Raw genomic sequence first — 20,577 nt, 5'->3', positions numbered from 1 at the left:
CACGGCGGTGCCCTGCCCTGAGGGGCAGCCACGCACCTTGGCCGCCGTGGGGGGTACGCGAGGAGCCTGCCGTCGACGCCGTGAGCACGTCAAGGGACTCCGCAAGAGTTTCCACAGTGTTTCTGCAAACTCTTGCCAGCTCAACTGCCCCCGTCCCAGGGCCGTTTCCGGCCATCCCACCCCTTGCGCTGGGACGGCGACCCCGGCGAAGGTCCACAACCGGAGCCACCATCCAGGAGCACCGACCCGTGGAGGGCCGATGAACGACCATGGATTCAGCAGACGTTCCGTACTCCGGGGCACCGGCGCCGCGGGCGCCGGACTCGGACTCGGCGCCCTGGGCGCCCCGTCCGCCACGGCGGCGGCGAACCCCGCCAGCGCCGCGGCCACCGCCGCCGCTCCCCCGCCACGCCAGGGGGAGACCATGATCGGGGTGCCGTTCGAGCGGCGCCGGACCGTCCGACTGGGCGTGGTGGGGCTCGGCCAGCGCGGCTCCAGCATGCTGGACATCTTCCTTGCACTCCCGGGCGTCCGGGTGGTGGCGCTCTGCGACCCCGTGCGGGAGAAGGCCGAAGAGGCCGCGCGGAAGGTCACCGAGGCCGGAGCGCCCGCGCCCACCCTCTACACCAAGGACGAGGACGACTACGAGCGGCTCTGCCGCCGGGGGGACCTGGACTTCGTCTACGTGGCGACCCCCTGGGGGCTGCACTTCGCGATGGCCAGGGCGGCCCTGACCGAGGGCAAGCACGTGGGCGTGGAGTGCCCGCTGGCGCTCGAACTCGACCAGCTGTGGGAGCTGGTCGACCTCTCCGAACGCACCCGGCGCCACTGCCTCCAGCTGGAGAACTGCGCCTACGGGCGGAACGAGATGCGGGTGCTGCGCATGGCGCACGAGGGCCTCTTCGGCGACCTGCTGCACACCGCCGGGGCCTACATCCACGACCTGCGCGAGCTGATGTTCGACGCCGACTACTACGAGGGGCCCTGGCGCAGACGGTGGCACACCCGTCTCCGGGGCGACCTCTACCCCAACCACGCCTTCGGCCCGGCCGCCAACTACCTGGACGTCAACCGGGGCGACCGGGCGCTGCGGATCAGCACCTTCGGCACCCCCGCGCTCGGACTCGCCGCCTACCGTGAGGAGCACATGCCGCCCGGCCACGAGAGCTGGAAGGAGAGCTACGTCAGCAGCGACATGTCGATAAGTCTGGTGCAGACCGCGAAGGGCCGGGTCATCAGGCTGGAACACAACGTCTCCAACCCCCACCCCTACGACCGGCTGAACGTCCTCGCCGGAACCCGGGGCGTCTTCGAGGACTACCCGCCCCGGATCTACCTGGAGCCGGAGATGGACGACCACCAGTGGGGCGACTTCGCCGCCTACCAGAAGTACGACCACTGGCTCTGGAAGGACCACCCCGAACCGCCCGGCGGGCACAGCGGCATGGACTACATCATGCTCTTCCGCCTGGTCCAGTGCCTCCGGCTCGGCCTCGTCCCGGACTTCGACGTCTACGACGCGGCGCTGTGGAGCTCGCCCGTACCCCTCAGCCACGCCTCGATCAGGGCGAACGGGGCGCCCCAGGAGATCCCCGACTTCACCCGCGGCCTCTGGGAGAAGGAACGGCCCGGGGTGGACTCCGAGAAACCGGACGCCTGACGCGGCGCCCCGCCGGGCCGCTCAGCGGCCCGGCCCCTCCGCCCCCGACGGCGTGGGGAGCGCCCAGGACGCCGGGAACGCCCAGGACGCCGAACGCGCTCAAGACGCTCAAGACGCTGAAGACACCGACATACCCGGGGCCATCACCACGACCGGACGCCGCCGCGGGTCGAGGGCGCGCAGCAGGTGCCGCATCCCGGCGGCGGACAGGCTCACGCAGCCCGAGGTGCCGCTGCCGCGGTCGAGGTGCAGCCAGATCCCGCCCCCGGCGCCCTGCCCGCGCGGCCGCCGGTCAGCAGGACGGCCAGCGGCACCGGAGCCCACCGGTGCGGCGTCCACCCACCGGGCGGGGCGGCCCGGGTGGCCGCGCGCCGGAGAGGGCGGGCGAGGCGGGGGCACGCTGATCGCCCTACGGTGGACCGGTTCCGGGCCGCCGACGGGCGGCGGCAGTGGGGGACTTCCTCACTCAGGCCCGGCTCGGCACCGCACCGTCGGCAGGAGCACCGGAAGCGTACTCGGCCCGTGCTTCGGCAGGCTTCCGCTCCTCCCGGCGCGGACCGTCAGCGGGCACCGCTCGCCGTCGTGGCGACGGCGGCGAACCGTGGGGCCTCGCTGTCGTAGGGGGATCCGGTCAGGTCGCCGAGAACGTCGACGTCCGTGAGACCGGCGCCCCTCAGCTCACCGGCCAGCCCCTCGGGAGTGAAGTAGCGGACCCAGTTGAAGAACGTCCTCTTTCGCTCGGCCTCGAAGATCTCGAACTTGTCCAGCGATACCTGCTCGCGCTCGTACCGGTAGGTGTTGTGGAAACCGAAGTACGGCTGGTCGGACCAGAATCCGTCCATGAGGGACGGCGCGTAGGTCGCCTGCTCCCGTACGTGAGCGAACGCGGACACGGAGTCGACGTCGAGAACGAGGAAGCCACCGGCGGCGAGATGCTCACGGACCGTTCGCAGGAGCGCCTCCCGGCCGTTCGGCGGCAGCGCGCAGTAGTCCCGCATCACCAGGATGATCAGGTCGTACCGAGCGTCGTCCCGGTAGGTGAGGTAGTCCTGACGCAGGTAGCGGACGGAGAGGCCCTCCGCGCTGGCCAGGGACGTGGCGTGGTCGAGCGAGCGGGAGGAGAGGTCCAGCCCGGTCACGGACGCACCGGTTCGCGCGAGCCGCGTGGTGTAGAGGCCGGGGCCGCAGCCGAAGTCCGCGACGCTCCGGCCCGCGCGGATGTCGAAGCGATCGATGAGCCAGGCCACAACCTGTTCACGGTACTCCGCCCGGTAGGAGGCCAGATCGACGTGCGGGTCGAGGTGGGCGGCGAGCATCCGCCCGGAAATGTGCGGGTCGGTCCACAGCTCCGGGGTGGTCACCTCCGCGTAGACGGAGGGGCGCGCGTTGATGGCTGAGAGCTCTTCGAACATGGGGCACGTCCAGGGTTGTTGTGAGCGGGCAGAGGGCCGGTCCGCCACCCGCGGCGGGGGCACTCACGCCACGGGCTCCGCGAACGCGCCCGCCGGTCCCGCCGGGCCGGGGCCGATCCTCCGTGGGAGGGGTCTCCGGTGGCGAACCGGGTCGCCCCGCGAGTCCGGACCGGACAGTCGGGGGCGCGGAGCGCGGTCGGCCGCGACGCGGGGCCCCAGGCCGCGGACCGGGCGTCAGCCGACGATGCCCAGCGCCACCAGACTGCCCGCACCGCCCAGCACCATGAAGGCGGGCATCAGCACCTTGTTCTCCACCCACGCGCCCGCGCGGAACCGCATGAAGCGGGGCGTCCCGACCGGGTACCAGCGCCTGCCCGCTATCGGTATCGGCCACAGGATCGGGCAGCCGGAGATCGTCAGCGCGTCCCCGATGTTGTGCACCATCGCGCCGACCACGATCGGCAGCCCGATCCACAGGTACTCCTGCCCCTCGCCGGTGAAGAGCCAGTTCGCGCCGTTCCCCGGCTGGTCCATCACCCCGGCGAGGATCCAGGCCGTGGCCGCGCCCAGCAGCCAGACCAGGACGTCGCTGGAGACCCGCGCCAGCCGCCACAGCAGCCCCTCGACCGCCAGCACCATGTGGACGAAGAGGATGATCAGCAGCGCCCAGCGACCACCCAGCACCGCGGCGGCCGAGAAGCCACAGCCGATCATGAGCGCCCAGGGCAGGGTGTGCGTCAGGGTGCGGTGACCCCCGCTGCGGCGCCGCTCCCCCCGGCCCCGGGTGGCGTTGTAGACGGCGGCGGAGAGCCGGTCGATCACCGCGCACAGCGCGCGGGACAGCGGCCCGAAGGCCCGGGAGATGGTGGCGGACTTGTGGTCGAGGTCCGGGGCGAGCGCGGCGCCCGCGCAGATCAGGGTGCCCGCCACCACCACGGGCCAGGGCATCGGGTGGTCGAGTGCCGCCGCGGCGGCACCCACCCCCAGCCAGGCCGCTGCCCCCGACAGCGAGTGCGCCGGTCCCATCATCTGTATCCCCACCCCTGCTTGTCGTGCGGTGCCGTGCCCGCGGTGCTTCGTCGTGCCCAAGCGCTGCTGGGCCGTGCTGAGTCGTGCGGTACTGCAGTGTCGCGGCACGGTGCTCGGTAACCGCCCCCCTGCGCGGCGTCGTTCGGCGCCCCCGGAACGCGGGGGCGCGTGGTGCGCGAGTCCCCGGGACGGCGGTGCCGCGCTGGCCACCACCCTCACCCGGTTCCCGGGCGGCCCCGAGCCACGGGCCGTCGCGGGGACGGGGCACGGCCCAGGTCCCGTACGCCACCGCCGGAGAACGGCGCGCCGCTGACGCCGAGTCGGCCACACAGCGTAGCGCCCGGTGATCACCCGAGACCGGCCGGTTCCCTGATCTCCCGGGGCAGGGGGCAGTATGGGGGGCGTGACTGCCACCCTTATCGATCAGATCCCGAGCGACGCCGACCCGGACAGCCTCTTCGAGTCCTTCTCGACCTGGGCCGAGGAACGGGGGATCTCCCTCTATCCGGCCCAGGAGGAGGCGCTGATCGAGGTGGTGTCGGGGGCCAACGTGATCCTCTCGACGCCGACAGGGTCCGGGAAGAGTCTGGTGGCGGCCGGTGCCCACTTCGCGGCGCTCGCGCAGGACCGGGTGACGTTCTACACCGCCCCCATCAAGGCGCTCGTCTCCGAGAAGTTCTTCGACCTGTGCAAGCTGTTCGGCACCGAGAACGTCGGCATGCTCACGGGCGACGCCTCCGTCAACGCGGACGCCCCGGTGATCTGCTGCACTGCCGAGGTACTCGCCTCGATCGCCCTCCGGGACGGCGCCGACGCCGACATCGGGCAGGTCGTGATGGACGAGTTCCACTTCTACGCGGAGCCGGACCGGGGCTGGGCCTGGCAGGTGCCGCTGCTGGAGCTGCCGCAGGCCCAGTTCATCCTGATGTCCGCGACGCTCGGCGACGTCAGCCGGTTCGAGGAGGACCTGAGGCGGCGCACCGGACGGGACACGACCGTGGTGCGGTCCGCCACCCGGCCGGTTCCGCTGACCTACGACTACCGGACCACGTCGCTGACGGAAACGCTGACCGAACTGCTGGAGACCCATCAGGCGCCGGTGTACATCGTGCACTTCACGCAGGCGCAGGCGGTGGAACGGGCGCAGGCGCTGATGAGCATCAACATGTGCACCCGCGCCGAGAAGGACGAGATCGCCGCCATCATCGGCAGTTTCCGCTTCACCACCCGGTTCGGCCGGAACCTCTCGCGGTACGTGCGGCACGGCATCGGTGTCCACCACGCCGGGATGCTGCCGAAGTACCGACGGCTCGTCGAACGGCTCGCGCAGGCCGGGCTGTTGAAGGTCATCTGCGGTACCGACACCCTCGGCGTCGGGGTGAACGTACCGATCCGGACGGTGCTGTTCACCGCGCTGACCAAGTACGACGGGAGCCGGGTGCGGACCCTGCGCGCCCGGGAGTTCCACCAGATCGCCGGGCGCGCGGGCCGGGCCGGGTTCGACACCTCCGGATACGTGGTGGCGCAGGCGCCCGAGCACGTCGTCGAGAACGAGAAGGCGCTCGCGAAGGCGGGCGACGACCCGAAGAAGCGGCGGAAGGTGGTCCGCAAGAAGGCGCCGGAAGGGTTCGTCAGCTGGAGCCAGCAGACCTTCGAGAAGCTGATCGCCTCCGACCCGGAGCCGTTGACCTCGCGCTTCCGGGTCACCCACGCGATGCTGCTGTCCGTCATCGCCCGGCCCGGCGACGCCTTCGCCCAGATGCGCCGACTCCTGGAGGACAACCACGAGGACCGGCGGTCCCAACTGCGGCACATCCGCCGGGCGATCGCGATCTACCGCTCCCTGCTGGACGGCGGGGTGGTCGAGCGGCTCGACACCCCGGACGCGGAGGGGCGCACCATCCGACTCACGGTGGACCTGCAACAGGACTTCGCGCTGAGCCAGCCGCTGTCGACCTTCGCGCTGGCCTCCTTCGACCTGCTGGACCCGGAGTCGCCCTCCTACGCCCTGGACATGGTGTCGGTCGTGGAGTCCACGCTGGACGATCCGCGGCAGATCCTGGCGGCGCAGACCAACAAGGCCAAGGGCGAGGCCGTGGCCGAGATGAAGGCCGACGGCGTCGAGTACGAGGAGCGCATGGAGCGGTTGATGGACATCAGCTACCCGCGGCCGCTCGACGAACTGCTCTCGCACGCCTACGGGCTGTACCGCACGGCGCACCCCTGGGTCAGCGACCACCCGCTCTCCCCGAAGTCCGTCATCCGGGACATGTACGAACGCGCCATGAACTTCAGCGAGTTCGTCTCCTTCTACGAGCTGGCCCGGACCGAGGGGATCGTGCTGCGCTACCTCGCCAGCGCCTACAAGGCGCTGGAGCACACCGTGCCGGACGACCTGAAGTCGGAGGACTTCCAGGACATCGTCGAGTGGCTGGGCGAGATGGTGCGGCAGGTCGACTCCAGCCTGCTCGACGAGTGGGAGCAGCTGGCCAACCCGGAGGACGAGTCGCCCGAGGAGGCACGGGAGCGCGCCGACCAGGTGAAGCCGGTGACCGGCAACCCGCGCGCGTTCCGGGTGCTGGTACGCAACGCGATGTTCCGCCGGGTGGAGCTGGCGGCCCTGGACAAGGTGGAGGAGCTGGGCGAACTCGACGGCGAGGCGGGCTGGGACGCCGACGCCTGGGGAGCCGCCCTCGACGCCTACTGGGACGAGTACGACGAGCTGGGCACCGGCCCCGACGCGCGCGGCCCCCGGCTGCTGCGGATCGAGGAGGTGCCGGAGGACCGGCTGTGGCGGGTCCGGCAGACCTTCGCCGACCCCAACGGCGACCACGACTGGGGAATCTCCGCCGAGGTCGATCTGGTCGCCTCGGACGAGGAGGCCCGCGCGGTCGTCCGGGTGACCGGCGTCGGCCCGCTCTGACGGGAGCCCCGCCGGGCGCGGGGCGAGCGACCGGGCCCGGCGCGCGGGCACGCCCCGCCGGGCGCCCTCCGCCTCCGCCCCGGCTCCGCACCGCCGGTGGGTGAACGGCCGGGTGGACCACGGGGGTTCGGGCCGGGCTCGCCGACCGGGGCTCCCCCCGGCGGTTCCACCGCCGCCACCTCGCGGGTGGGAAGCCTCCCTCCCCGGGGTCACCCCTCGCCGTCCCGGCTCGCGGGCTGACCCACCGCCAGCTCGTCGTCCGCGCGGGGCGAGCGCCGCCGCTGTCGGCGGGGCGAACCGGGAGAGCCCGGCGCGGCCGTTCCGCGCGCACCGGCCGAAACCCCACCCGCCCCTTCCGCCAGGCGGTGCGGCGCCCACGGCGCCACGGGTCCGCCACTCCGGGCGGGCACGGGGCGACCGGTACGCACCACCCGCCCCGGCCGGACGCCGCCACACCGGGCGCCGTCCGCCTCGGCGCGGGCGGCGGGTGCGCCCACTCCCCTCGGGTGGCGCCGCGCCGGGCAGGGCCCGCCCGCACGGCGGGCCTCCTGGACCCCGGCCTCCACACCCTGCCGCAGACCACGGATCTCCTCCGCGTCCGTGGCGCGGCACAGGGCACGCAGGGTGGCGGCGGTGGCCGCCGATCGGGGCCGTGACGAGGTGAGACGCGGGCGCAGGGCAAGGACCCTGGCACGCTCTCCCGGCCGGGGGACGGTGCGGGCGAGGAGTTCGTCGGTCAGGGGGGCGGCCCAGGCGGCGGCGCGTGCCCACGGCCCGGCCGCCTGGCAGGCCAGCCACCGGACCCGGCGCTCCCGCCAGGCGCGCGGTCTGCGGTCCACCACGGCGGCGGCCTCCGGTGGCTCGCCGGGCGACGGGTCCCACAGCAGACGGGGGTCGCCGTGTTCGACGGCCCGCAGTTCGGAGGGGTGGTACAGCCAGCGGAGGGCGCCGGAACCGGCGACGCGGAAGGTGAGCGGGGGCAGCAGGCCCAGCCGGGCGAGCCGGGTGAAGCGGACCGGTGCGATGCCGAGCAGAGCGGCCGCCTCCACGGCCCCCACCACCCGCAGCCGTTCGCGCAGCGCCTCCGGGAAGCCGTCGGCGGCGCGGAGCCGTTCGACGTCGACCGCGAGCACCCGGTGGGGACGGCCCTCGCCGTCCGGCACGGGCCGGATCTCGCCCAGCTGGACGGCCAGCTCGAACTCTCCAGGCGGCAGCCGCAGTTCGCGCGCGGCGCGGTGTGCGGCGATGCCGCGGGGCACAGCTCGCGGTGTCATGGTGTCCTCCCCCGCGGTGGCGTGATGACCGAGGGTCAGGACCTTAACGCCGGGGGAATTCGGGCGTCTCCCCCTGTGGATAACGTGTCACGGAGGGTGGGACCGGCCTCAGGCGCCGTTCCTCGCGGCAACGCCCAAGTGCTCCCCCACGCGGTTGACCATCAGCGTCATCTCGTAGGCGACCTGGCCGATGTCGGCGTCCGCCGTGGTGAACACACAGAGGCAGCTGCCGTCCCCGGCGGCCGTCACGAAGAGCACCCCGTCGTCGAACTCGATCATCGTCTGCCGGACGCGCCCCACGCGGAAGTGCCGCCCAGAGCCCTTGGCGAGACTGTGCAGTCCGGAGGAGACCGCCGCGAGGTGCTCGGCGTCCTTCCGCTCCAGTTCGCTGCTGCATCCGGTCACCAGGCCGTCGCTGGACAGCACCAGCGCGTGCCGGATGAACGAGATCCGCTGCGTCAGATCGTCGAGCAGCCAGTCGAGTCCCGTGTTGAGCGCCATCCCGCCTCCCCCTTCTTCTGGGCCGCTGCCCAGCCACCCTTACCCACGACGGCACAGCGAGCAACCTTCCGGCGTACTCAAGCAGCTACCGTCCGGTCACACTCCTGACACGGCCGGGGAGCGCGGTGCTCACCGCGGGCGCACGGTCGCACACCACGCTCCCGTGACGCGCGCCAAGGCGCGACAGCGGCGATGTCCCGTTGACTCCTGACCTGTCCAACGCCCCCGAACCTCCCGGGAGTTCCACCCCTCCAGCGGGAAGCGGGAGCCCGCCTCCCCCGATGCCGGTCACGCACCGGGTGACGGTCGCCGACCCCACCCCAACCCACCCCGCCCGAACCACATATGAGGAACGGAGTGGACGGAGCGGCCCGCGGCGAGACACGGCGGGAACAGGGTACGCCAGGAAAACAGTCCCCCGGCCGGTTTCTGGGGCGCGCGATCGGTGCCCCTCCCACGAGTCACCAGACCACCGGCCGTCGCTCCCCGGTCGTGCGCCCCTGTTCCCCTCATATGCACCAGCGCGCCCCCACCGCCGCCACCCGCGAGGCGTGATCCCTCCGGAACGGGGCGCCTCCGGACCGCTCCACACCGGAGATCTCCACGGCGCGTGGCCCGGGTGTCCACGGTGCGAGAGCCCGGTGGGGGTACCGCGAGAACGCTGGTGACCCGCCCGGTGGACGGTTATGGTGCCCCGACTGCCGAACCACGAGGGAGACGCGGTGGCCGTCGAGCACAGCGCGGGGCGCGCGGGACCCGCCCGGAGCACCAGAACCGCCGAACGAGCGGAGGACACCGAGCGCGCGGAACACGCGGAACCCACCGATCCCGCCCGGCACACCGCCCGGGTGGACGAGGAGGACGGCGCCGACCACGAGGAGCACGACGCGCTGTACGTGCTCACCGCGGTGCTGCTGACCCCGGCCCAGTTTCCGAGTGTGCTGGGTAACGACTACCCGGAGGCGTGCGCCGCGCTCGGCCTGGAACCGTTCGAGGAGGGGTACGGGCTGGTGCTCGGCCAGGACGGCACGGGCGCCCGCTGGACCGTGGCCACCGAGGACGTCACGCTCGTCGCCTGCGCGATCGCCGCGTGGGACTGCGGGATGGAGTACGACCTCTCCCCCGACGAGCGGACCGTCGCCGCGGCGCTTCCCGGATGGCCGCTGGCACTGGCGGTCGCCGCGCCCGGGCTGCCCACGCCACACGACCCCGAGCCGGACGACGAGACCGGCCCCGCGCTCAGCCCGCCGGACACCGAGCACTGGGGACCGGCGCAACGGCGGCTCGGGGCGGACGAGATAGCGCTCCAGTGGGCGGTCTGGCGGGCGCGGGTCGACGAGGACGTGGAGTTCGTGGCTCCCAGCGGCGCACCCCAGGGCGGGCTGCGGCGGGTGCTCGACGAGGCGCGCGGCTACCTGCGGCAGCCGCCGCCGCCCGGCCGGGTACGGTCCGCCTTCGCGGCGCCCGGCGCGCGGACCCTGCGGGTGGACGGCCCCGACTGGAGTCTGGTGGCCCGCACCGACGACATCGCCTTCGTGCTGCTGGACGACGAGCCCGGCGAGATCCTGCCGGTGGGCCGGGGCGAGGAACTCCCCGCCCTGCTGGAGGCGTTGGACGGCATCGCGCTCCGTCCCACGGCCTGAGCCCCACCGCCCGGACGGAGCGCGCCGGGGCGTGGGCACGAGAGACGCGAGAGACGCCAGAAACGCGGCGTACCGGGGCCTCCACCGGCACCCTCGCCGCCCGCGCGGGACCGTACCGCGCCGGAGGGGCTGCCCACCGAACGGGGGTGGATCAGCGGTCGAGCTGCCGGCGGGTGACCCTGCGCAGGCGCCCCCGCTGCCGGGAGTCGAGCGCCAGGTACGCGAGCGCGGGCACCCCGATCATGATCAGCAAGGCGACGAGCAGCGACTGCGTGACGATCCAGAGGATCAGTCCCACGGCTACGCCGCCGACGGCGAGCTTCGCTCTGTTGGTCATCTTCGTCCTCTTCCGTCTGCTGCCCGCGGCGTGTGAGGCCGCCGTACCCGGGAGAACGCGCGGCGGGCCGGGGATGTTCCTCGCCCGTCCCCGGCCCGACGTCCGCTGAGGTACCCTCGGCCGCTTCCACCCGTCACCTTCGCGGCCGTTGCGGTCGATTCGAAGCCTTTCCTAAGCCTTTCCGACGTTCTGAGGAACACGTCTGCGCCGTGCACCGGACTCCAGCGGAAACCCCAGCAGCCCCCGACCATCCGACCTCCCCGGCATCCCCCGCTCCCCCCATCCCACCGCCGACCACGCCTCCCGGCTCCCTCCTCCACTTTCTCCACTGTTCCGCCGTCCTGCTGCCCGCCGACCCGCCCCGGGCCTCCCGGATCGCCTTCTGGCACCCCGACGGGGCACCGCCCCCGCCTGAGGCGGTGGAGGCGGTGGACTCGGCGGCGGAGGCGGCGGAGGTCATACCGCTGACTGTGGTGCTGCCCGCCGCCGGGCGGGAGGCCCCGGCCACCCCGCTCCCGGGCGGCGGGCCGGAGGTCGCGGCCACCGGGGTGACCGCGCTGGCCCTGCCCGTACACGCCGCGCTGCCGGTGCTGACCCGGGCCCACGCCGCCGGAAGCGGCGGCTCGGCGGAGTTCTGGGGCGCGGCCTCGCTGTTCGCGCTGCACCTGATCGCCCGGGGGCGGCTGCTTCCCGGGCTGAGCCCCGCCGCGTACGACGCCTGGCGGGTGGGGCCGCTGGACCCGGCCGACATCGAGCGGTGCCGTCACCTCGCCGCCGCGATGCCGCCCTCGGCCCACGCGGTACCGCTGGCCGGCACGGGCCCCGACGGCGCGGACCCGGGGACGGCGGAGGCGGACGGGGGCGCGGGGCGAAGGGCACCGCGGCTGGCTGATCCGGAGGAGCTGCTCCGCGCCTTCCTCGACGCGGTGGCCGACGGGCTGCCGCGTACCCCGGCCGCCGGACGCGCCGCCGGTGGACCGGTGTTCGCCACGTGGTCGGCGCACCACGTCCCCGAACAGCGGGAGTGGGCGGCGGCGGTGGCCGCGGGACACGACGCGGGGGTGCGGCTCTCGCTGCGGATCGAGGTCGATGGCCTCACCCCGGAGGACGGCTCCGGCGCGCGCTACCGCGCGGTGCTCGAACTGGCCGCGGCCGACGCGCCGGAGCGGATGGCGGACGCGGTGGAGGTGTGGTCCGGCGCCTCGGCCGCCTCCCACTTCGGCCATCAGGCCCGTACGGAGGCGCTGTTGACGCTGCGGCGGGCCGCCGCCAGCTGGGAGCCGCTGACCCCGCTGCTGTCGGCCGCGGTGCCCGACGCGGTGGACCTCGCGGAGGAGGAGGTCGCCGAGCTGCTGAGCGGTCCGGTGGACCGGGCGCTGCGCGCGGCGGGCGTCCGGGTGCGGTGGCCGCGGGAGCTGTTCGGTGAGGTGACCGCGCACGCCGTGGTCGGCGCGGAGGAGGACACCGCGGGCGACGCGGGGCGGCCCGGCTCCGGAGCGCTGGACGCGGAGTCGCTGCTGGGCTTCCACTGGCGGTTCGCCGTCGGGGACAGTGCGCTGACCCGCGCGGAACTCGACCAACTGGCCGAGGCCGGGCGGCCGTTGGTGCGGATGCGGGACCGGTGGATGCTGGTCGACCCGGCGGCGGTGCGCGACGCGCGCGAGCGCCGGGACACCCGGGTCGCCCCGCTGGAGGCACTGGGCGCCGCGCTGACCGGGAGCACCGAGCACCGGGGGGAGCGGGTCCGGGTGGAGGCGGCGGGACGGCTGCGGGAGCTGGCCGGGCTGCTGTCCGCCCCGGAGGGCGCCGTGGCCGATCCGGTGCCCGCGCCGCCGGAACTCCACGCCGAGCTGCGCGACTACCAGCTGCGCGGGCTGGGCTGGCTGCACCGGACGCTCTCGCTGGGGCTCGGCTGCGTTCTCGCCGACGACATGGGGCTCGGCAAGACCGTCACCCTCATCGCGCTCCATCTGCACCGGCAGCGGTCGGCGGAGACCGCGGGAGCGACGCTGGTGGTCTGCCCGGCCTCACTGCTCGGCAACTGGCAGCGGGAGATCGAGCGGTTCGCGCCGGGCACCCCGGTCCGCCGCTACCACGGGCCGGGCCGCCGGCTCGGCACCCCGGAGCCCGGGAAGGCGGTGCTGACCACCTACGGCACGATGCGGCTGGACGCCGGTCACCTCGCGGAGGCGGACTGGGGGCTGGTGGTCGCGGACGAGGCCCAGCACGTCAAGAACCCCTTCTCCAGCACCGCGCGGCGGCTGCGCGCCGTCCCCTCCCGGGCGCGGGTGGCCCTGACCGGCACCCCCGTCGAGAACAACCTCTCGGAGCTGTGGGCGATCCTGGACTGGGCGACGCCCGGGCTGCTGGGGCGGCTGGGCACCTTCCGCCGCCAGTACGCGGACGCGGTGGAGGGCGGCGATCCGTTCGCCGCCGAACGGCTGGGCAGGCTGGTGCGCCCCTTCCTGCTGCGGCGGCACAAGACCGACCCCGGCATCGCGCCCGAGCTGCCGCCCAAGACCGAGACGGACCGGGCGGTCGCGCTCAGCACCGAGCAGGTCGCGCTGTACGAGGCGGTGGTGCGGGAGGGGCTGGGCGAGGTGTCCGGCAGCGAGGGGATGGCCCGGCGGGGGCTCGTGGTGCGGCTGCTGACCTCGCTCAAGCAGATCTGCAACCACCCCGCGCAGTACCTCGGGGAGTCCGAGCCCGGACCGGCGGGCCGTTCGGGGAAGTTCGAGCTGCTGGACGAGCTGCTCGGCAGCATCCTCGCGGAGGGCTCGGCGGTGCTCGTCTTCACCCAGTATGTGGCGATGGGCCGCCTGCTGGAGCGGCACCTGGCGGAGCGCGGGGTGCCGACGGCCTTCCTGCACGGCGGCACCCCGGTGGCCCGACGGGAGGAGCTGGTGCGCCGGTTCCAGGAGGGTGCGGTTCCGGTCTTCCTGCTGTCCCTCAAGGCGGCGGGCACCGGGCTCAACCTGACCCGCGCCGAGCACGTCGTGCACGTCGACCGGTGGTGGAACCCGGCCGTCGAGGCGCAGGCCACCGACCGGGCCTACCGCATCGGGCAGGACCGGGCGGTGCAGGTGCACCGGCTCGTCGCGGAGGGCACCGTCGAGGATCGTGTCGCGCGGCTGCTGGAGAGCAAACGGGCGCTGGCCGAGGCCGTGCTGGGCTCGGGGGAGGCGGGGCTGACCGAACTGTCCGACGCGGAGCTGGCGGACCTGGTGGGTCTGCGCGAGGAGGAGCGATGACCGGCACCGGTGAACCCGAGGAGCGGACGCTCTCCGCGCCGCCCCCGGCGCGCGGGCGCGCGTTCACCCACACCTGGTGGGGCCGGCGGTGGCTGCGGGCGCTGGAGGAGACGGTGCTGGACGCCGCGCAGCTGCGCCGCGGCCGGGCGTACGCGCGGCAGGGCGCGGTCGGGGCGGTCACCGTGCGCCCCGGGCGGATCACCGCGGTCGTCTCCGGCGGTGACGGCAGCCGCTGCCGCGCCGACGTACTGGTGCGGGAGTTCGACGCGGGCGAGTGGGACCGGCTGCTGGACACCGTCGCGGGTGAGGCCGGGCACCTGGCGGCGCTGCTGGACCACGAGATGCCGCCGGACCTGGTGGAGGACGCGGAGAACGCGGGGGTCGAACTCCTGCCGGGTGTGGGGGACCTGGACCCGGAGTGCGCCTGTGAGGGGTGGTACCACTGCCCGCACACGGCGGCGCTCAGCTATCAGTTGGCCCGCCTGCTCGACCAGGACCCCTTTCTCCTGCTGCTGATGCGCGGGCGGGGACGGTCGGCGCTGGTCGGTGACCTCCAGGCGCGGAGCGCGGCGCACGCCCGGAGCGAGACGGCCGCGCCGGTGGCGGAGTCCGGGGAGCCGCCGGGCGTTCCGGCCGCCGAGGCGTACGCGCTGGCCACGCTGTTGCCGTCGCTGCCCGGGGCGCCGGAGCCGGTCGCCGGGCCGGGGGTGCCGCCGGTGCTGGACGAGGTCGTCGCCCCGGCCCCGGGGGTCGACGCGCGCGGGCTGGAGCTGCTGGCGGAGGACGCCGCCGGGCGGGCGCGGCGGCTGCTCGCCGAGGCGCTGACTCCGGGGCACCACGCCACTCCCGTTTCCGGGGAGCTGACGGTCTGGCAGGACGCGGCGCGAATGGCCGCCACGCACCGGGATCCGGCGCTGACGGCGCGGCTGGCCCGGGGCTGTGGCCGTGGCGTGGCCGAGCTGGAACTCGCGGCCCGCGCCTGGCGGTTCGGCGGGGCCGCCGGTCTCGCCGTGCTGGAGGGCCGGGGGGACGGCGGGGAGCTGGCCCCGGAGGAGGCAGCGCGGGCCCGCGCGTCCCTGGCGGCGGCCTGGGCCGACGACGAGGCGGCGCGGCCCGGGCTGCGCGCGGACGGCGACCGGTGGACGGCCGGGGAGGCGCAGCTGCGCTACGGGCGGGACGGCCGGTGGTGGCCGTTTCGCCGGGAGGGCGGTGTGTGGTGGCCCGCGGGCGGGCCGGAGTGGGATCCGGCGGCGGCCCACGCGATAGCGCTGAGGCGGGACGAGGATTCGTGATCCCCGCCCCGCCCCGGGACGCCTAGGGCCGGATCGCCGTGGCGGTCCGGCTCAGCGCGTCAGTCGCCCTCGCCGCGTCAGGCGTGGCTCTCCAGCACGGGCAGGTAGCCGCCGGACTGGCCAGCGGCGGTGGGGTGGTACGAGTCACCGATGGGGAAGGTGACGCTGTGCAGCCACTCGTCGCTGGAGCAGATCTCGTGGCCGCTGAAGGTGGAGCGGGTGTCACCGTAGTCGAAGCCGTGCGCGCCGGCGCGCTCCGAGGTGACGTCGCTCAGGACGTCGGCGGTGGCGTTGATGGCCGCCCGGGACTTCTCGCTCAGGCCGACGGTGCAACCGCCGTCCAGCTCGTAGAAGCGCGGGTAGCCGAGGACGACGACCTGGGCGTTGGGCGCCTTGTCCTTGATGGCGCTGTACACGCCGTCGAGCTTCCCGGGGAGGGTGCCCGTCAGGTAGCCCTTGGCCTCCTCCATGCGCTCCAGGCAGGCGCCCTCGCCCTGCGTGACGCAGGTGGTCATGGCGTCGGCGAAGCCCGCGTCGTTACCGCCGATGCTGATGCTGACCAGCCCGGTGGAGTCGTTGAGCGGACCCATCTGGCTGGAGAGCACGTTCTCGGTGGTGGCGCCGGAGCAGGCGGTGAAGTCGAACGAGGCGGGCGAGTTGGCCTTGTTCCACAGCTCCGGGTAGGCGTTGGCGCTGCGCTTGCAGTCCCCGCTGTCCCCGTAGTCCCCCGCACCGACGCCGGACGAGTAGGAGTCTCCGAGGGCCACGTAGCCGGAGGCGGCCTCCGTGGTGGCCGCCGAGGCGGTACCGGTGAGGACGGACGCCCCCAGGAAGAGCGCGGTGGCGATCACCGCTGGGATTCGTCTGTGCAGCTTCATGGAACCTCGCAAGGATGGCTCGTAGGGAGCATCGGATATGACTGCCGTAGCAGGACACATCCCCACAAGAGCATGCGCATGCCAAAAATCGACCGCTACGACTTTCCTGTGAACGACGAAAAGCGCACCGGGTGTTGGGGTACCGGTGCGACTCCGTCGCGCACCGCGAGGTAGCGGCGCGGGCCCGTGGGGGGTGCCGCTGAACTCGTTCCGCCCGACCAAGATCCCTACACGCGTAGCGAGTTGAAATCAGGTAAGGAAATCCCAAGCGCACAGCGGGAATTGGGCTTCTGCCCCGGGGTGCCTCATTTGGGCACGCGAGGCGGGCGCCTCGGCTCGGGCACGCCCGGCGGGCACCGCCCCGCGTGGCCGGTGGGCACTCCGGGGCATACCGGCCCGGAGTGCCCCGGAGCGGGACGTGCCCCTACGCCAGGGGCTTACGGAGCTTCTTCCCGTCATCCGCGGTCAGACTGCACGTGACCCGGGCGATCCCGGACCTCACGCCCTCCGCTGAGGGGAACGAGACCAGTTGGCCGCCCACCGTTCCCGGCGGCTGTTTCGCCGCCTTGCGGCGCAGCGGGCCCCGGCACATCGTCTCGGCCCGGCGCTCCACCGCCTTGTCGCCCGCGAACGACCCGGAGATGCTCCGGCTGCTGACCACCTCCGCCTCGTGCGGGGAGTCACACGGCCGCTTGTGCACCCGGCCCTGCTTCTCCGACCGGTCGTAGCAGTCGCCGGCCTGGAGCAGGGAGGGTGGGAAGGGGAGTCCGGTTCCGCCTCCGGCCCCGTCGTCGGGCTCCGGCGTGTCCTCCTCCGGTTCGCCCTCCGGCTCCTCCGCCGGGGGCTCCTCCTCGGGGAGTTCGGGGGGCTCGCTCGGCGTCTCGGACACCTCCGGGGTGGGGGTGGCCGACGGTTCGCCCGCCACCGCGTCCCCGTCGTCCCCCTCGCCCAGCAGCAGGACCCCACCCACCACGACGGCCGCGATCAGCGCCGCCGCCACCACTCCGGCGAGGACCGCCCCACCGCGGCCACCCCCGGGAGGAGGGGGTACCGGCCCGGGCGGCGACGGGTAGGCGGGCCCGTATCCCGGGCCGTACCCGGGAGGCGCGCCGGGAGCCGGGGGGACGGGGGCGCCGTAGCCGGGTGCGGTGGAGCCACCCCAGGGGGTGTCGGACCCGCCGCCGGTGGCGGGCGGGCCGAACACGCCGGGCGGGGCGGGAACCTGGCCGCCCTCCGGCGGGGCCGGGCCCACGGCCGGTTGGTGTGGGTCGGGCGGTGGTGGGGGCGGCGTGGTCATGGCCTCACTCTGTCACGCGGCCCCGACCGCGCCGGCGGCAATTGCACAGCCCCCGTCACCCGCCCCAACATCCCGCCGCCCGGCGCCCGTTCAGCCCTTCTTGACACCGACCCCGACGTAGGCGGGGTACTGGCTCCGGTCCTCGTCCGCCGCGAGCGGCTGGCCCGGCCGCCACTCCGGGGGCTGCACCAGCCCGGGCTCCAGCAGGTCGAACCCCTCGAAGAGCGCCCGTACCTCGTCCCGGCCGCGGAGGCTGAACCGGGCCGTGGCGTCGTCGTACACCCGGGCGGCGCGCTGGATGTCGCCGTCCCCACCGGCGTCGAAGTCGCCGGAGACGTGCGAGAGCACCAGGTAACTGCCCGTGGGCAGCCGCTCGGTGAGGGTCTCCACGATGCCCTTCGGGTCCTCCGCGTCGGAGATGAAGTGCAGGACCGCGACGAGCATCACCGCCACCGGCTGATCGAAGTCGATCAGGCTCCGGGTGGTGGGGTGTTCGATGATCGCCTTGGGGTCGCGCACGTCGGCCAGCACGAACCCGGCGTTACCGAGGTTGGTCAGCTTGGCACCCGCGTACGTCGCCACGATCGGGTCGTTGTCGGCGTACACCACCCGGGCGTGGGGGTCCGCCTCCCGCGCCACCTCGTGCGTGTTGGGTGAGGTGGGGATGCCGGTGCCGACGTCGATGATCTGCCGCACGCCGGAACCGACGACCTCGCGCACCGCCCGGTGCAGGAAGTCCCGGTTGCTGCGGGCGAGTTTGCGCACCGACGGCAGGTGCTCCATCACCCGCTTCGCCGCGCCCCGGTCCACCTCGTAGTTGTCCTTGCCCCCCAGGTAGAAGTCGTACATCCGCGCCGGATGTGCCTGGTTGGTGTTGATGTCCTCCGGGGCGAAGCCCGCTTCCGACACGATGTCCTCCGGTCGATGGTGATGGTCAGGCGAACAGGAAGTCGGCTTCACCGGCCTTGGCGCTCTGGATGAGACTCTCGATCTCGTGGTGCGTGCAGATCAGCGCGGGTCCGTCGGGGTCGGTCGACTGGCGCAACGCCACCCGCCCGTCCGCGAGTTTCAGAACTTCCACACAGCTGCCGCCGTTTCCTCCGCTCCAGGGCTTGTGCCAGCCCTCGACGCCGAGTTGGGCGGCGGGCATACCGTTGTAGACAGGATCCATGGCTCAGATCTCCTCGCGCAGTGCACTCAGGGCCGCCCGGGTCCGCGCAACCGGCGGGGCCTGGGCGCACATCCGGTCCAGCGCCTCCAGGAACGCCGTGACGTCGTCGACCTGGTCGAAGTACACGGCTCCGATCAGGCTCTCCGAACAGGCCACGTCCGGCAGTTCCTCGGCGGGGAACCGGAAGAGATGAAAGGGGCCGTACATCGCCGGGTGCGGACCGGCGTTGAACGGCATCACCTGGAGACGGATCGAGGTCATCTCGGTGGACTCCAGCAGCCGGTCGATCTGCTCACGCATCACGTCCCGGCCACCGATGGAGCGGCGCAGCACGGTCTCGTCCATCACGACCCAGAGCATCGGCGGCTGTTCCCTCGTCAGCAGCTCCTGCCGCTCCATGCGCAGCGAGACCAGCCGGTGGACGTCGGCCTCGGGAAGGTCGGGGTTTCCGGCGCGCAGCACCGCGTGGGCATAGCGCTCGGTCTGCAACAGGCCCGGCACGTAGTGCGGTTCGTACGCGCGGATCACGTCGGACGAACTCTCCAGGCTCACGAAGGCGCTGAACCACTCGGGCAGCACGTCGCGGTAACTGTGCCACCAGCCGGGCTGGTTGGCCTCGCGGGCCAGGGAGACGAAACCGTCGATCTCCTCCTGGTCGGTGACCCCGTAGACGCGCAACAGCTTCTCGACGTACGGGATCTTCAGGCCCACCTCCGCCTTCTCGATCCTTCGCACGGTGACGTGGGTGACGTCGAGGGCGCGGCCCGCCTGCTGGTACGAGATGCCCGCCTTCTCGCGGAGGTGCTGCAACCGTTTGCCGAGCACCACGCGCAGCACGGTGGGGGCACCGGCGCCCGTTCGCGTCTCAGCCACTAACGCTCTCCTCCAACTGCCTTCATGGACAAGCAGTTTGGCATGTGCCACGACGAGGCGACAGCCTGCCCATCGTAATTCTGTGATTTACAGGATGCTTCTTGCCACGCGTAACAGGCGCACCTCATAGTGGGGCCGTGGCTTTCCTCCAAGACGCCGTCCGGATTGACCACCGGACCGGCGCCCTTCAGCGTGCCCGACCGCTCCGGGACGCATTCCACCTTCCGGCCCTGGAAGGGTCGGTGGTGAAGGCGCGAAGGCGCGTGGTCGAACGGCTCCAGGCGTGGAACATCGCAGAGCAGTCCCGCGAGGACGCCAGACTGCTGATCTCGGAACTCTTCACCAACGCGGTGCGGCACACCGACAGCGAGCACGTGGGCTGCACCCTGTCGCTCGCCGGCCCGCGACTGCGGCTGGAGGTCACCGACCAGGGCTCCGCCGCGCCCACCCGGACCACGCACGGACCCGCCAGCCAGGGAGCGTCCGCGTCGGACGGCGCGCACGGGCCGTCCGGGGAGACGACCGGCACGGCGCCGCACGGCGCCCCGGAGCCGAGCTGCCCGGTCTGCCCGGCGGAGACCCCGGGCACCAGCGATCCGGCCGACTACGGGGAGGGCGGCCGGGGTCTGCTCCTGGTCAGCCTGCTGGCCGACGCCTGGGGGGTGCGTCCGGAGCGCGTGCCGCGCCCGCACGGCAGGGGGCACCGCAGCGTGGGGCACTCGGTCTGGGCCGAGCTGCACTGCGCGCTCGCCCGCTGAGCGGTCGGCGCCGTCCGGCCAGCACAGTCCGGCCACCCTCGCCTCCGGCCGGACGCGGATCTCGACACCCCCGTGTCCCTCCGTGTCCCTCCCGTGTCCCTCCGGACACGCGGCCCGGACCCAGCCACTGACCGACCTGGATCGAACCCGGCCACCGGCCCCACGGATCGGTACCGGCCGGACGCGGACCGACGCGGGCCGGCACGGAGAGTGAGGCCCGCGCCCTCATCGTCGTGGTGCCGTGGGGCGCGCGGGCACCCGCGCGCCCCACGGGCGCG

General features: G+C 73.6%; 17 protein-coding genes. 6 read left to right on the top strand and 11 right to left on the bottom strand.

From position 1 onward, the window contains the following. The first annotated feature begins 259 nt into the window (after window positions 1-259). Entirely contained in the window at window positions 260-1,660 is a 1,401-nt protein-coding gene (locus tag E0L36_RS16395) for a Gfo/Idh/MocA family protein (protein WP_180929756.1), read from the top strand. A 108-nt stretch (window positions 1,661-1,768) separates the two neighbouring features. Here E0L36_RS16395 and E0L36_RS16390 read toward each other — a convergent pair whose 3' ends face one another. The 3 genes from E0L36_RS16390 to E0L36_RS16380 form a co-directional block, all read right to left on the bottom strand. Next, window positions 1,769-1,999: a hypothetical protein gene (locus E0L36_RS16390; RefSeq protein WP_374705539.1), complete on the bottom strand. Its 231-nt coding sequence runs from the start codon at window positions 1,997-1,999 to the stop codon at window positions 1,769-1,771. A 221-nt stretch (window positions 2,000-2,220) separates the two neighbouring features. Continuing rightward, the gene (locus E0L36_RS16385) at window positions 2,221-3,072 is read right to left on the bottom strand and encodes a cyclopropane-fatty-acyl-phospholipid synthase family protein (RefSeq protein ID WP_180929755.1); all 852 of its coding nucleotides are present in this window, start codon (window positions 3,070-3,072) and stop codon (window positions 2,221-2,223) included. 234 nt (window positions 3,073-3,306) lie between these two features. Further along, a complete protein-coding gene (locus E0L36_RS16380) occupies window positions 3,307-4,101 on the bottom strand; it encodes a metal-dependent hydrolase (RefSeq protein ID WP_180929754.1) in 795 nt (264 codons plus the stop codon). Between the two features lie 394 nt (window positions 4,102-4,495). Here E0L36_RS16380 and E0L36_RS16375 point away from each other — a divergent pair, with 394 nt between their 5' ends. Continuing rightward, window positions 4,496-7,024: an RNA helicase gene (locus E0L36_RS16375; RefSeq protein ID WP_180929753.1), complete on the top strand. Its 2,529-nt coding sequence runs from the start codon at window positions 4,496-4,498 to the stop codon at window positions 7,022-7,024. Window positions 7,025-7,233: 209 nt separating this feature from the next. Here E0L36_RS16375 and E0L36_RS16370 read toward each other — a convergent pair whose 3' ends face one another. Further along, on the bottom strand, window positions 7,234-8,298 hold the full coding sequence (locus tag E0L36_RS16370; protein ID WP_180929752.1) for a DUF6397 family protein: 1,065 nt from the start codon (window positions 8,296-8,298) through the stop codon (window positions 7,234-7,236). Between the two features lie 108 nt (window positions 8,299-8,406). Continuing rightward, window positions 8,407-8,799, bottom strand: coding sequence for a roadblock/LC7 domain-containing protein (locus E0L36_RS16365; RefSeq protein ID WP_180929751.1), 393 nt, complete (start codon window positions 8,797-8,799; stop codon window positions 8,407-8,409). Between the two features lie 848 nt (window positions 8,800-9,647). On the opposite strand from E0L36_RS16365, the gene E0L36_RS16360 reads away from it, so the two are divergent. Then, window positions 9,648-10,442 (top strand): hypothetical protein, encoded by a 795-nt coding sequence (locus tag E0L36_RS16360; protein ID WP_308416813.1) that lies wholly within the window; start codon window positions 9,648-9,650, stop codon window positions 10,440-10,442. Between the two features lie 151 nt (window positions 10,443-10,593). Here the strand turns inward: E0L36_RS16360 and E0L36_RS16355 are convergent, their stop codons facing one another. Beyond that, a complete protein-coding gene (locus tag E0L36_RS16355; RefSeq protein WP_180929750.1) occupies window positions 10,594-10,779 on the bottom strand; it encodes a hypothetical protein in 186 nt (61 codons plus the stop codon). 281 nt (window positions 10,780-11,060) lie between these two features. On the opposite strand from E0L36_RS16355, the gene E0L36_RS16350 reads away from it, so the two are divergent. Then, window positions 11,061-14,030, top strand: a complete 2,970-nt coding sequence (locus E0L36_RS16350; protein WP_180930057.1) for a DEAD/DEAH box helicase — start codon at window positions 11,061-11,063, stop codon at window positions 14,028-14,030. Further along, window positions 14,027-15,322, top strand: coding sequence for an SWF or SNF family helicase (locus E0L36_RS16345; RefSeq protein WP_180929749.1), 1,296 nt, complete (start codon window positions 14,027-14,029; stop codon window positions 15,320-15,322). The genes E0L36_RS16350 and E0L36_RS16345 overlap by 4 nt, the downstream gene beginning before the upstream one ends. A 77-nt stretch (window positions 15,323-15,399) precedes the next feature. On the opposite strand, the gene E0L36_RS16340 is transcribed toward E0L36_RS16345, so the two are convergent. From E0L36_RS16340 to E0L36_RS16320, 5 genes are all read right to left on the bottom strand, one after another. Further along, window positions 15,400-16,200: an SGNH/GDSL hydrolase family protein gene (locus E0L36_RS16340; protein ID WP_180929748.1), complete on the bottom strand. Its 801-nt coding sequence runs from the start codon at window positions 16,198-16,200 to the stop codon at window positions 15,400-15,402. 424 nt (window positions 16,201-16,624) lie between these two features. Further along, complete coding sequence (locus E0L36_RS16335; protein WP_180929747.1) at window positions 16,625-17,497, bottom strand: hypothetical protein; 873 nt, start codon at window positions 17,495-17,497, stop codon at window positions 16,625-16,627. A gap of 90 nt (window positions 17,498-17,587) precedes the next feature. Next, window positions 17,588-18,406, bottom strand: a complete 819-nt coding sequence (locus tag E0L36_RS16330; protein ID WP_180929746.1) for an SAM-dependent methyltransferase — start codon at window positions 18,404-18,406, stop codon at window positions 17,588-17,590. Window positions 18,407-18,431: 25 nt separating this feature from the next. Further along, window positions 18,432-18,668 carry a DUF397 domain-containing protein gene (locus E0L36_RS16325; RefSeq protein ID WP_180929745.1) on the bottom strand — a complete coding sequence of 79 codons (237 nt, stop codon included), beginning with the start codon at window positions 18,666-18,668 and terminating at the stop codon, window positions 18,432-18,434. 3 nt (window positions 18,669-18,671) lie between these two features. Next, window positions 18,672-19,541: a helix-turn-helix transcriptional regulator gene (locus tag E0L36_RS16320; RefSeq protein ID WP_180929744.1), complete on the bottom strand. Its 870-nt coding sequence runs from the start codon at window positions 19,539-19,541 to the stop codon at window positions 18,672-18,674. A gap of 137 nt (window positions 19,542-19,678) precedes the next feature. On the opposite strand from E0L36_RS16320, the gene E0L36_RS16315 reads away from it, so the two are divergent. Further along, entirely contained in the window at window positions 19,679-20,299 is a 621-nt protein-coding gene (locus E0L36_RS16315; protein ID WP_180929743.1) for an anti-sigma regulatory factor, read from the top strand. Window positions 20,300-20,577: the final 278 nt, after the last annotated feature.

It is taken from the genome of Streptomyces sp. AJS327, from assembly GCF_013450295.1.
GTDB lineage: Bacteria > Actinomycetota > Actinomycetes > Streptomycetales > Streptomycetaceae > Streptomyces.
This window is presented reverse-complemented; position numbering and strand designations above follow the sequence as displayed.

Excerpts from the sequence above, each read along its gene's own strand:
- E0L36_RS16380 (WP_180929754.1), bottom strand. The coding sequence starts at position 4,101 with ATGATGGGACCGGCGCACTCGCTGTCGGGGGCAGCGGCCTGGCTGGGG.
- E0L36_RS16325 (WP_180929745.1), bottom strand. The coding sequence starts at position 18,668 with ATGGATCCTGTCTACAACGGTATGCCCGCCGCCCAACTCGGCGTCGAG.
- E0L36_RS16340 (WP_180929748.1), bottom strand. The coding sequence starts at position 16,200 with ATGAAGCTGCACAGACGAATCCCAGCGGTGATCGCCACCGCGCTCTTC.
- E0L36_RS16370 (WP_180929752.1), bottom strand. The coding sequence starts at position 8,298 with ATGACACCGCGAGCTGTGCCCCGCGGCATCGCCGCACACCGCGCCGCG.
- E0L36_RS16385 (WP_180929755.1), bottom strand. The coding sequence starts at position 3,072 with ATGTTCGAAGAGCTCTCAGCCATCAACGCGCGCCCCTCCGTCTACGCG.
- E0L36_RS16395 (WP_180929756.1), top strand. The coding sequence starts at position 260 with ATGAACGACCATGGATTCAGCAGACGTTCCGTACTCCGGGGCACCGGC.
- E0L36_RS16355 (WP_180929750.1), bottom strand. The coding sequence starts at position 10,779 with ATGACCAACAGAGCGAAGCTCGCCGTCGGCGGCGTAGCCGTGGGACTG.
- E0L36_RS16335 (WP_180929747.1), bottom strand. The coding sequence starts at position 17,497 with ATGACCACGCCGCCCCCACCACCGCCCGACCCACACCAACCGGCCGTG.
- E0L36_RS16365 (WP_180929751.1), bottom strand. The coding sequence starts at position 8,799 with ATGGCGCTCAACACGGGACTCGACTGGCTGCTCGACGATCTGACGCAG.
- E0L36_RS16345 (WP_180929749.1), top strand. The coding sequence starts at position 14,027 with ATGACCGGCACCGGTGAACCCGAGGAGCGGACGCTCTCCGCGCCGCCC.
- E0L36_RS16375 (WP_180929753.1), top strand. The coding sequence starts at position 4,496 with ATGGGGGGCGTGACTGCCACCCTTATCGATCAGATCCCGAGCGACGCC.